General features: G+C 59.1%; 10 protein-coding genes. 9 read left to right on the top strand and 1 reads right to left on the bottom strand.

Features of this window, described 5'->3' with window-relative positions; all coding sequences use genetic code 11:
* Positions 1–281 precede the first annotated feature (281 nt).
* The 6 genes from B2G88_RS11610 to flaJ all read left to right on the top strand — a co-directional run bounded on the left by B2G88_RS11610 (position 282) and on the right by flaJ (position 6,117).
* Positions 282–1,238 carry an archaellin/type IV pilin N-terminal domain-containing protein gene (locus tag B2G88_RS11610; protein ID WP_054862679.1) on the top strand — a complete coding sequence of 319 codons (957 nt, stop codon included), beginning with the start codon at positions 282–284 and terminating at the stop codon, positions 1,236–1,238.
* 110 nt (positions 1,239–1,348) lie between these two features.
* Positions 1,349–1,834: a flagellin gene (locus B2G88_RS11605; protein WP_245835356.1), complete on the top strand. Its 486-nt coding sequence runs from the start codon at positions 1,349–1,351 to the stop codon at positions 1,832–1,834.
* A gap of 261 nt (positions 1,835–2,095) precedes the next feature.
* On the top strand, positions 2,096–2,650 hold the full coding sequence (locus B2G88_RS11600) for a flagellin (RefSeq protein WP_245835354.1): 555 nt from the start codon (positions 2,096–2,098) through the stop codon (positions 2,648–2,650).
* Positions 2,651–3,154 carry a flagellin gene (locus B2G88_RS11595; protein ID WP_054862681.1) on the top strand — a complete coding sequence of 168 codons (504 nt, stop codon included), beginning with the start codon at positions 2,651–2,653 and terminating at the stop codon, positions 3,152–3,154. It begins immediately after the preceding gene.
* A gap of 15 nt (positions 3,155–3,169) precedes the next feature.
* Positions 3,170–4,291, top strand: coding sequence for a FlaD/FlaE family flagellar protein (locus tag B2G88_RS11590; protein WP_054862682.1), 1,122 nt, complete (start codon positions 3,170–3,172; stop codon positions 4,289–4,291).
* A 98-nt stretch (positions 4,292–4,389) separates the two neighbouring features.
* Positions 4,390–6,117, top strand: a complete 1,728-nt coding sequence (flaJ, locus tag B2G88_RS11585) for an archaellar assembly protein FlaJ (protein ID WP_054862683.1) — start codon at positions 4,390–4,392, stop codon at positions 6,115–6,117.
* A 223-nt stretch (positions 6,118–6,340) separates the two neighbouring features.
* Here flaJ and B2G88_RS11580 read toward each other — a convergent pair whose 3' ends face one another.
* Positions 6,341–7,132, bottom strand: coding sequence for a DUF7500 family protein (locus tag B2G88_RS11580; protein ID WP_054862684.1), 792 nt, complete (start codon positions 7,130–7,132; stop codon positions 6,341–6,343).
* Positions 7,133–7,411: 279 nt separating this feature from the next.
* Here B2G88_RS11580 and B2G88_RS11575 point away from each other — a divergent pair, with 279 nt between their 5' ends.
* The 3 genes from B2G88_RS11575 to B2G88_RS11565 are packed head-to-tail and all read left to right on the top strand — an operon-like array spanning position 7,412 to position 12,313.
* Complete coding sequence (locus tag B2G88_RS11575; protein ID WP_087714833.1) at positions 7,412–9,859, top strand: FlaD/FlaE family flagellar protein; 2,448 nt, start codon at positions 7,412–7,414, stop codon at positions 9,857–9,859.
* A 6-nt stretch (positions 9,860–9,865) separates the two neighbouring features.
* Complete coding sequence (locus B2G88_RS11570; RefSeq protein ID WP_087714832.1) at positions 9,866–10,624, top strand: ATPase domain-containing protein; 759 nt, start codon at positions 9,866–9,868, stop codon at positions 10,622–10,624.
* Between the two features lie 15 nt (positions 10,625–10,639).
* Positions 10,640–12,313 carry a type II/IV secretion system ATPase subunit gene (locus B2G88_RS11565; RefSeq protein ID WP_087714831.1) on the top strand — a complete coding sequence of 558 codons (1,674 nt, stop codon included), beginning with the start codon at positions 10,640–10,642 and terminating at the stop codon, positions 12,311–12,313.
* Positions 12,314–12,378: the final 65 nt, after the last annotated feature.

Genomic DNA, 12,378 nt, shown 5'->3' with positions numbered 1-12,378 from the left:
ATCCGTTCCAGCTTGTGACTGGCGAATCGCGTATGTATTTCTTTTCTGACACACGTTCTTTTTAGTAGTGGACTGTTGGTAGAAATGCTGCTATTCGCCGCCGAGACACGTTGGCAAGTAGATTTATGTAGTAGTTTGATCGGCAAGTAGATTTAAGTAGTGTCAGAAATGGCGAACAGACTTAAGACACGTTAGTTAGAACGAATGTGTACGCGCCAGTCTATCCAGCGAGAGCACGTGTAAGTGCTGTCGTGGTGCTGGTCGCAACGAAATACACAACTATGTTCGAACGAGTAACAGATGAGGAAGAACGCGGTCAGGTGGGTATCGGGACGCTCATCGTGTTCATCGCGATGGTGCTTGTCGCAGCGATTGCGGCAGGGGTACTGATCAACACCGCTGGACTCCTCCAGTCGCAGGCAGAGGCAACGGGGCAGGAAAGTACGGCACAGGTTTCCAACGTCGTCCAAATTGATTCGGCTACTGGGGATGTAACTGACTGGGTAAACGAAGATGACATCGAAGAGTTCACAGATGTCACTGTTGACTTCACAGATAGTCAGGATGATATTACAGAGGCAGAAGTAACTATTGGGGGTGAAGACTACGGTACTATTAGCGGCCTGGAGACGGGGGATGAAGTAAGTGCAGACTTCACCAATGGCTCTACAGTTGAAGTCACTGTAACGGATACGACTGATGGGGATGGAACGACATATAACCATGACGAAACTGCAACACTCGAGATTGGTGTCACTGACACAGATAACGTAGAGATTCAGATTAGTCCTGATTCTGATGACGATCCAGAACTTGCTGCTTCTGGGACCGGTGTTGAAGAATTCGATGAAGACCACTACACCAGCGAACACGCAGTAACCAGCGCGTCGCTGATGGTCTCGCTCGGACCTGGCTCCGATCCTGTTGACCTGAAAGCTGCAACCTTCGAGTACGTCGGTGACAACACCGAGCGCGGAACGGCTGACGAACTCACCGACCTCGAGATCTACGAACTCGAGAACGGTGCGAGCTACGCCGATGATCCGGAGTTCGACGCCATTCTCGAGTCCGACACGCAACTCGAGATCAGACTCGACCTGGAGGGAGATGACGACTTCTCCGTCCTTCAGTCTGGTGAGAACGCTGAGTTCCTGATCACGACTGCAGACGGCTCCCAGACCGTTGAACTGCTGATGGCTCCCTCGACGCTGACGGAGTCCTCCGCAGTTACACTCTAAATAGGTCATTCGACCTTCTATTTCAGTAATCGATGAGAGTGCCGGACACCGACGAGCCACGTGCGACTCGAGCCCAGGTTGGCATTGGAACGCTGATCATATTCATAGCCATGGTGCTCGTCGCGGCACTCGCAGCAGCCGTGCTGCTCAATACCGCCGGTGCGTTGCAGGCACAGGCCGAAGCGACCGGTGCCGAAAGCACCGCCCAGGTCTCCGACAACCTCGACGTCTACACCGCCGTTGGGACCATCGACGAGAACAACAACATCCCAACCATAGAGATCACCGTCGGCCCCGGGGCCGGCTCGAGCGCAATCGATCTCGAGGAGGCGACGATCAACTACGTCGGCTCCGGCGGGCAGGCGTATCTCGTCCTCGATGACGAGGATATTACCGTCGACGGCGCGGATGGCACTGTCCTCGAGCGCGGCTCCGACCGCGCCACGCTGTCGATCAATCTCGAGGAGGCCGCCGGACCGCTCGAGGCCGATGACGACGCGTCGGTGACGATTATGACCGGCCAGGGCGTCCAGACCACGGCGACGATTACCGTCCCCAGCACGCTCGAGTCAGAGGGCTCGAGTGTGCGTCTCTGACGCCTGGCGTGTCGCCAACTAATGGTGTGTCGTGTCTCTTCCCCCAGCGTCTGCGCCAGTGAGTTGCTCGTTCGAACCGATTCGATGGTGACTCGAGGCAGCTGTCACGGGGGTTCGACGAGTGACCTGACGCGATTGCAGACAGGGAGCGAGACTCGAGTATGGCCACTCGAGAACGCGCCACTGGCGTGGACTGGTCGCCGTCAGTGACTGTCACTCCGGCCAGAGCGTTTTTGCACGTGGCTTGCTTCCCCCGACGTAATGGGGTTCAGTACGAGCGGCGCTGCAGCAATTATGCTCATCGCGTTTCTCGTTGCAGCGAGCGTTATTTTCCCCACTATCTTTACCGCCGGTGCTGACACCGGTGATGCGTTTGCCGCCCAGGCGGAGAACACCCGAACGCTGGCGAACAGCGATGTCGGCATTACGACCGCCGAGCAGGCGTCCCACGAAGTGACGGAGGACGGCGAAGATGAGACATACGGAACGGTCACCGTCACCGTCGAAAACACCGGCACGACAACCCTCGATGTTCGACACACCGACCTCCTCCTCGAGGGAACGTTCATCGCACAGACTGACGACAACGTCACGACGACAGTGATCGTCGACCGGGATGGAGACAACGAGGAACCACGCGACGACACGGATATCTGGCCGCCAGGAACCGCCCTCGAGTTCGACGTCGACGAAGAGCTGATCGACGCGGAGTTCGGTGACGACGAGCCACTCGAGCGCGTCAAGGTGGTCACGGAGACCGGGCTGTCGGATGCAACGGACGAGATCGAGACAACCGACGATGAGGGGGCCGAGTAAATGGCGAGCGTTCCGGCCTCCCACATCATCCTGTTCGTCGCCAGCATGATCGTCGCGGCTGGCATCGCGGGCACGGTCATTCTCGAGGTGGACAACCTCAGCGACGCGGTCGAAACGCGTGGCTCGAACGTTGCCGAGGAGATCGAGACGGATATTGAGATTACGAGCGATCAGGGCTACGCCGAGTCGATCTACGATCCGGATGCTGGCGAGGTGACGCTGCTGGTCAAGAATATCGGCTCCTCGAGTTTGGACGCCAGCGACAGCCAACTAGATATCCTTCTCGATGGGCGCTACGTGACGAGCGATGCGACGACTGTCGAACGGGTCGATGTCGAGGGCAGTTCGTGGCGCTCTGGCGGCGTCGTCGAGGTGACGATTGACCTCGAGCAGACGAACGGCTACACGGTCGAGGGCGATACGCGCGTGACGGTCATCGTCACGGGCAACGAGGATACGATTGCGTTCTACGCTGGAGACAACGGCGAGGAAGAGACGGAGTAAGAAGGTGAGCACACAATGAGCGGACTACTCGACGACGACGGCATCGATGACGAGGACAGCGACGGCGACGACCTCTTGGGCGGCGCTGATGACGGTCTGATGGGCGACGACGCGATGTTCGCCGACGATGGCGACGACGAGGACGACGAGGATGAACTTACCTACCGTCTCGATGAGGTCGAAAAAGAGATCGACTCCCTCTCAGGCAAAGTCGAAACCGTCCGCGGGGAAAACGAGAAGATCAGCGACTCGATTCAAACCGTCGAGCGAAACGTCGACCGCCTCGTCGATATGTACGAAATCGTCACGCAGGGGATCAACCCCTTTGTCGGCGACCAGGAGATCGGTAACGCCTTCGAGACGGCAACCGAAGGCGGCGTCTTCGGCGGCGACAACCCGGAAGACGATATCGACGACGATATCATGAACTCCGAGGCAGAGGACTTCCTCGATGACGACCTCGAGGACGGCGAGAGCGACGACTTTGACGACGAGTTTGCCGAGGACGTCGAGGAAGTTGAGTCAGACGATCCGTTCGGTGAGGACCTCGAGGACGAAGACGAACTCAAGGACGAGCCACTGGATGACGAGTTCGCTGCTGACGATCTCGAGGACGATACCGACGAGACTGTCGATGCCGAGCCCGAACCCGAAGACGACGATTTCGAGGCGGCACTCGCCGACGACGACGGTGGCCCCGAACTCGAGGAGACACTTGAGGAGGAACCGACTGCTACTGAGCCAACTCCAGCGGTCGAACTCGGCGAGAACGGCGAGATCGGTGAGCCACCGTATCTGGTTCGTCACCCATCCCGGCCTGACGCCGAAATCGTGACCCTCGAGTGGGTTCGCTACCTGGTCGATACGGCCGGACTCGAGGGGGCGGCACGGACGATTGCGTACTACCGGTCAGTCGAGTGGCTCTCGGACGGTGTTGAGACCTACCTGCTGTCGTTGCTGCATGGGTTCAGTGACCAGGACGATCTGGAGACTGACGACCTCGAGGCGCGATCTGTGCTCACTCCGGCCGAACACAAACGCAGTCTGCAGTATATCGCGTGGATTGCGACGCCGGAGCGAAAGCCAGGGTTGATCGAGGAGGCCGATGATGGACTGGTTGACGCTGTCACGGAGTAACAGTGGGGCCAGAAGTTTTGTATCGGGTGCATAAGAACGTCGGGCTACGGAGTGGTGACTGTTCGACGAGCAGTCACTCGAGACTGGAGCACCTATAGATGGCTACGAGCACGGCGACAGACAGGGCAGGGATCACCGATTTCAGTCGGTCGATTATCCGCGCGTACGACGAGATGGAGCTGCCGGTACGGCTCTACCTCCTGGCAGTGTTGCTCCCGGCGACGCTGTTTTTCATCGGCACAATCGTCGCAGCGATCCTGATCGATGCGCTGTTGTTCGTCAAGTTGCTCATTCCGGTGTTTGGCCTGTTGGCGCTTGGCTCTGCAATCGGCTATCCGCGACTGGCTGTCGACAGCCGCCGGATCGAGATGGAGAATCGCTTCCACCTGTTCGTCATCCACATGACGGTGCTGTCGACGACGAACATCGACCGCATGGAAGTGATTCGCCATCTCGCGCGCGAGGAGGAATACGGTGAACTCGCAGCTGAAATGCAACGCGTCGTCGACTTAGTCGACGTCTGGCACTTGAGCTTAGACGATGCCTGTCGCCGCCGTGCGAAAGAGGTTCCGAGCGATTCGGTCTCTGACCTCTTAGAGCGGATGGCCTACACCCTCAACGCGGGACAGGGCCTCGATGAGTTCCTGCATCAGGAACAGGAAGTCCTCGTCGAACAGTACTCGACGGTCTACAGACAGTCACTGAGCAATCTGGACGTCCTCAAGGACCTCTATCTCGCGCTGGTTATTTCGATGACGTTCGCGCTCGTGTTCGCGGTCGTCCTGCCGCTGCTGACAGGTACCGATCCAACGCTCACCGTGACGCTCGTGATCGTCCTGTTCGTGTTCGTCCAGCTTGGCTTCCTGTTCGTCGTCCGTGCGGTCGTCCCCGACGACCCACTCTGGTATCTCGAGGAGGGGTATCGGACGCGGACGAAGAAGATCATGCTCGGTTCCGTGCTGGCCGGCGTGAGCCTGAGCAGTTTCTTCGTGCTCATCATGACGCTCGTTTCGTTCAACGTCCTGCCCGGCCAGTCGTACATTCACCGGCTGCCGCTGTTGCTTTACTTGCCGCTTGCGACGAGTCCGCTGTTGATTCCCGGTGTCGTCTTCTGGCACGAAGAGCGCAAGACGTTCAACCGAGACCGGGCGTTTCCGAACTTCATCCGGGCGCTTGGGACGAGCGAGAGTGCCCGCCAGAGTACGACCTCGGAGGTCCTCTCGACGCTGCGCTCGAAAGACTTCGGGCCACTGACCGAGAACGTCGACGACCTCTACTGTCGACTGAATATGCGCCTGAGCACCGAGAAGTCCTGGCGGTACTTCACTGGCGATGCGAGTTCGTTCCTGATCCAGAAGTTCAGTGAGATGTACCTCGTTGGCCGTGAGATGGGTGGCGGTCCGAAACGACTGGGCGAACTCATCAGCAACAACATGAGCGAGATCATCAACCTGCGTGAAGAGCGCCAACAGCAGACAATGACGCTTATTGGCGTCCTCTACGGGATTACGGTCGCCTCGGCGTTTGCGTTCTACATCGGGTTGGAACTCGCCGTCATGCTCTCGAGTTTCGATATCGATACCGGCGGGCAGAACATCGGCGGCGGACTCATTCACACGGAACAGTACGATATCCTCGTGTTGCGGTACCTGCTGGTCCTCGTGTTAATTTTCAACGCACTCATCTCCTCGCTCATGCTTCGTGTGGCTGATGGCGGTCACTTCGGCAACTCCTATATCCACTTCACTGCGTTGCTCTGGCTCGGTGCGGTTACCGGCGCTGCGACTGAACGACTCGTCGATGCGCTCATCACGATTGACCTCTAACCGAGTGTGAGCGGGCCACAAGAGCAAACATCCTCGAGGCAAAATCACCGTCTACGATGTCTGTAACTCGGCCACAATTTATGCGCTCGACTCGAGCGATCAGTTCTGCTCACAGTGCTGCATTGCTGTTTGGCTTTGCAATCTTGCTGTCGCTGTTTATGGCAGTCGTGATCTTCCTCAACGGCGCAGCGGCCTGACTCGGGAGAACAGTAGTCTAACCGACCTACTCGAGGGCCTCGAGTAACTCGCCGAGACTGCTCGATTCCTCAAGTCCGTGGGTTCGCATCGCCTGTTCGACCTGCTGTGTCGAGAGTGCGGGTGTAAAATCAGATTTCTCGAGCAACAGCGACGCTGCGCGGTTCGTTGGAGTCTGCCCGGACACGTGTCGGGCGTACCAGAACAGGAGGCTGTTGAACGTGCCGACGACGTCATCAGAGGCCGTTCGGTGGCGTGCCGTCTCGTCGTCGAAGCGCGAGATAATGTCGATTGCATAGCGCGCCTCGGCGTGCTCGAGTTCGCTGGCGAGCAGTGACCGTGCGGCTTCGGGACTCTGTGAAGTCGCCTGTGTCTCGTGGACGCTCTGGGGCGACTGTGACGGGGCTGGCTCGCGCGTCGGGGTCTGCAGTTCCTCGCTCGAGTCGGCGGCTGCTGGCTGTGACTGTGACGGCTCCTCGGGCGTCTGCTCCGCCGTCTCCGTGCTGTCTCGAGCACGTGGAGTTGCGGCACTCTCAGCGGCTGTCTCGCCGGCAGTCGCGTTTGCGTTCGACTCCTGATGTCCGGACGCGGCGCTTCTGGTTTGCTGGGCAGGCGATCCGCTGGATGGCCGTCGATCCGCAGAGACGACGTATCGGCCGTCGTCGATTTCGTCGACATAGGGACTGTCGGTGAAATCGAGATCATCCGGCGAGAGTGCGCCGCGCGACCGCGAGGTCGAGGACGGTTGTTGTTCGTTCGGCAGGACGGGTGGAACGTCCGCGTTCGCCTTTGGGTCCTCGTCCTCGTTATTCTGTGTCATAGCCAGCCACTACTAGACCCGTTGGAGATACAGGAAAAAGAATGCTTTGTCCGTTGCCATCGGTCGATCACGAGTGTGTTCATCTGAATATGCTGACAGCATAGACTGTTCGGTCAAAGGGGTCAAACAGCCATAATTGCTTAATAGGTTCGTTCATATAGCATTCATCGATGACTACTCGTTGCAGTCCGTATCGGGACGTACCTTTCTCCGGTCGAGCGGGAGCCAGCCCGAGCGGGCTGTACGAGACTGCGCTGTGGCGATGGTGGTGAGTGTACCATGTTACTGTCCATAATCGGTAATTTACTCGGCGACGACGGCAACGGGCGAGATAGTGGCTCCGGGTCCGACTCGAGTGGCGGGGATGATGGCCTCATGGGCGGTGACGGTGGCGATCTCGCCGGGGGGACGGGCGATCAGGGATTGATGCCCGGCGCGAACACTGGCGGCGGATCGGGCGGTGGGGACGACCTCCTCGATGGCGGGGGCGGTGGCGGCGACGATGATTTCCTCGGTGACGGCATGGGCGGGATGGACGAGATGGGGGGGATGGACGACATGGGCGGTCAGATGTCCATGGATGAGATGGGAGACGATGGCGGTGCATCGAGTGAACTCCAGTCCCGCGTCGACGAGATCGAAAACGAGGTCGGCTCACTCTCCTCGACGGTCAACACCGTCCAGAGCGAAAACGAGAAGATCAGCGACTCACTCGGCGAAATCGAAGAGGACATCCGCAAACTACTCGAGGTCTACGAGATGGTCACCCAGGGTGTCAACCCGTTCGTGGAAGGTGACTCACTGAGTGACTCGTTCCAGCACGGCAGCGGCGGTGGTGGCGGCGAAGGCGGTGCGCAAGGGTCAGGAAGTTTCGGCGGTGAGAGTCTCTTCGACAGCGATATCGACGATGACGAAGACGAGGATATCGACGAGGACATCGCCGACGCTGAAGCGGAGGACTTCCTCGATGAGAGTATTGCCGACGGAGACGACGACGAGGACGATGACTTCGCGTTTGACGACATGGACGACGACCTCGAGGATGACGACGACTTCGGTGACCTCGAGGACGATGGCGGTACAGACGACAGCGATGCTGGTGGCACAGATGATGGCGATCTGTCGTTCGACGACCTCAAATCGGAGTTTGATTCGGGTGATGCAGAATGGGGTGACGACGCCGACGAGGCCGCAACCGAGTCCGAGGGAGACGCGGGTGAGGACCTGTTCGACGACGACAGTAGCGACGGAAGCGCGGATGCAGCGATGGACGCGGGTGCGCCCGCGGACGATGACACGCTCGAGTTTGACGAGGCTGATGCAGCCGACGACGAACCGCTGTTTGAGGAGGAGTCAGCGGCGACCGAGACGAGCGCACTCGAGTCCGAGCCTGCGATGGACGCCGAGATTCCGTGGGATGATGGCGGCCGGCCGTACCTCGAGTCGATTCCCTCGGAGTACGAGACGCAGTTTGCGGTCATGGACTGGCTCGATTATCTCGTCGGCGAGGCCGGGCTCAACGGCGCGGCACGGACGATTTCGTTTTACGAGTCGATCCAGTGGGTGAGTTCGCCGGTTGCGGCACACCTCCAGACGACGCTGAACGGCTTTGGCGGCGGGCCGGACATCGACGATCCAGAACCGCGATCCGCACTTGGAGTCGACCACAAACGCAGCCTATGGCGAATCAGCCAGATCAAGACGCCAGAGAAAGATCGGCAGTCCTACGAGGAGTGGCTCGAGACCGAAGGCATCGCTGGGATGGCACTCGGTGAGTCCGACGACGATGCAGTTGCGGAGGAGGAAGACGACGACCCCGACGAACGCGACGCTGACGACGTCGCTGTCGAGTATATTGAAGACGCAGAGGCCGACGACACCGACGATGCGAACGCCGAGGACGATACTGGCAATGTGCACGTTGAGGACGACACTGGCGACGAGGCCGCTATCGACGCACTCGAGGCGGCACTCGAGGACACCGTTGACGACGCTGTTGGAGATGCGGACGACGCTGTCGCCGATGGAGACGAGACGACAGACGACGCGGATGCCGAGGACGTCGTGGCAGCCTCGTCCGACGATGCAGATGTAACTGACACGGCAGATGAAACCAACACTGTAACTGACGCTGCTGTCGTCGACGAGTCACAGGAACTCGAGTACACGGCAGTCGAAACGGTCGAGGACGTAACCGACGACGAGGCAACTCAGGCGTCCGACGCAGCGACGACCCCTGACGTTCCAGCTGAGACGGACGCCGCCTCGAGCGATCCTGTGCCCGAGGACGAGACGCACGACGGGTCGCTGGCAGACGGCGACTCGAGTCCACAGACGATTCAGATCGATGACTCCCGTACAGATTCGGATGTGGCCGCGACAGCGGCGACCGAAGCGGTTGCGGACTCGAGCGAGGACCCGACCTGGACGGACAACACAACCGTCCTTCGCGAACGCGGAGAGACTGACGACGCCACCGAGAACGGCCAGATGATCTGGGTCGACTCGGACGTCGTGCTCTCGGAAGCGGGCCTCGAGCGCTACAATACGCGTGAGTTTACGCGCCGGTCGCGTCGCACTGGCAGCGTCGGGTCGACCACGGTCGATACACAAGACTCACGTGAAGACCATCTCAAGCCATTGTTCATCCCGGATGAAAACGGCGAGGTCACACTCGAGTCCGTGCAGTTGTTGCTCGTACACGATGAGGACACAGACCAGCAGTGACCGACTATGAGTAAAGCAAACAACATCTTCTCTATTGGACTGGACGACCGCGACCGCCTGAATAAGGAACTTGGTGGCGGTATTCCGACTGGAAGTATCGTTTTGATGGAAGGCGACTACGGGGCCGGCAAAAGCGCAATTTCACAGCGCTTTGCCTACGGGCTCTGTGAGACCGGCAAGTCCGTCACCGTCCTCTCGACCGAACTCGAGGTTAAGGGATTTATCAATCAGATGGACTCGCTGAACTACAACGTCGAGGAACACCTGTTGTTCGAGAACATGCTCTTTCTCCATGGCGACCTCGACAGTGGCAGCGTGTTATCGTCCTCGAGTGAGGAAGACAATCGTCAGGACTTGCTGACGGATCTGATGGAAGAGGAGACGCTCTGGTCTGCAGATGTCATCGTCATCGATACCTTCGATGCAATCTTGCGAAACGATCCGAAGTTCGAGGCGCTGGTCCGACAGAACGACGAACGACAGGCTGCCCTCGAGATCATTTCGTTCCTCCGGAACATCATCTCACAGGGAAAAGTCGTCGTGCTCACAGTTGACCCATCGACTGTCGGGGAGGAAGCGATTGGCCCGTTCCGGTCGATTGCTGATGTCTTCATCGAACTCGAGATGATCGAGGTTGGAAACGACATTCGCCGGCAGTTGTTCATCAAACGGTTTGCAGGCATGGGTGAACAGGTCGGTGACCGAGTGGGCTATTCGGTCCGCTCGGGAACTGGAATCGTCATCGAGAACCGCAGTGTTGCCTAAGACGGTGAGTCGCGTATGACCGAAATGGGAACGCCGAAGCCGTCCGACGAACTTCAGGAGATCGCTGCCCGCCGCCCGCATCTCCGGGAGCATCTAAAGAAATTTAGACAGATCACCGGCGAGTTTCCGCAGTTAGTCGACGAGCCGTCCTCGGAACATGAAGTCGCCCATCCGAACGTGCTGTATCCGGTTGGCGGACCGATTTTCAGCCACGTCTACGGCGATGTCGGGACGAAAATGCAGTACTTTGCGGTCGAACCGACGCTCTCGGAGGAAGAACAGTCCGTCTTCGAGAACGTCAAAGACTCACTCCTTCGCCGCAGCGCCTCGAAGAAAGCCCCGGAGAAAGATGCCGAGTACGACGACCGCATCGAAGAACTGCTGCGAGAATCGACCCACATCAAGGGCGAAGAAACGAACAACCTTCTCGAGGAGCTGAAAGTCCGCTATCACCCCGGCATCGAGGAGGTTCCACAGGAGACCTACGAGAATATTCGCTACCGGCTGAATCGGGATATCGTCGGTCTCGGACCGCTCGAGCCGGTAATGCGTGACCCGGAGAACGAGGACATTCACGTGATCGGCCCGAGCGAGTGTTACGTCGATCACGGTGTGTTCGGGATGGTCGAGACCTCGATTGATTTCGGCACTCGCGAGCAGTTCGACCGGTGGCTCTCGAATATGGGTGAGCGAATCGGCAATCCGATGACCGATGCTGAGCCGATTGTCGACTCGACGCTGCCGGATGGCTCGCGTCTGAACGTCATCTACAGCGAGGACGTGAGTGTCAAAGGACCCTCGCTAACGATTCGTCAGGGGACCGAGGTGCCACTGTCTATTGCCCAGATTACGAACTGGGGGACGCTGTCGCCCGAACTCGCGGCGTACCTGTGGCTCTGCCTCGAGAACGAGCAGACGGTGTTCGTCGTCGGCGAGACGGCGTCGGGGAAGACGACGACGCTGAACTCGATCATGTCGTTCATCCCGCGAGATTCGAAGATTTACACGGCAGAGGACACCGCCGAGGTGTTGCCACCGCACGACACCTGGCAACAGCTCCTGACCCGTGAGAGCCAGAGCGAAGACAGCGTTGACGTGGACATGTTCAAACTGGTCGAGGCGGCGCTGCGTTCTCGCCCCGAGTACATCGTCGTGGGTGAGGTTCGTGGTGAGGAGGGCCGGATGGCGTTCCAGGCGGCCCAGACCGGCCACCCCGTCATGCTGACGTTCCACGCGAGCGATATCGTCTCGATGATCCAGCGATTCACCGGCGACCCGATTAACGTTCCCGAGACGTTCATGGACAACGCCGACGTGGCGCTGTTCCAGAATCGGGTCAAACAGGGCGACGACGTCCTGCGCCGCGTCACGTCGGTCCAGGAGATCGAAGGCTACTCCGAGCAGATGGACGGCGTCGTCACCCGGCAGGTGTTCTACTGGGACCCCGTCGAGGACGAAATCGTCTTCCAGGGGATGAACAACTCCTACGTCCTCGAGGACCAGATCGCAACGCTGCTGGGCTACGCCGAAACGCGGGACATCTACGACGACCTGCGATTCCGCGCCGACATCATGGAGCGCATGATTCAGGAGAACATCCTCGAGTACCACGAGGTCAACGCGGCGATTGAGGGCTTCCAGCGCGACGGCGTCGAAGGGCTGCCGTTCCACATCACTCGCCCGGACTAATGACCCACCGATGCATGTACCAGTCATCTCGCGGACGGATACCTAACGGCTAAGAGACTTCACTC

The sequence above is a fragment of the Natronolimnobius baerhuensis genome, assembly GCF_002177135.1.
Classification (GTDB): domain Archaea; phylum Halobacteriota; class Halobacteria; order Halobacteriales; family Natrialbaceae; genus Natronolimnobius; species Natronolimnobius baerhuensis.
The sequence above is the reverse complement of the archived record's forward strand: the minus strand, read 5'-3'. Positions and strand labels throughout refer to the sequence as shown.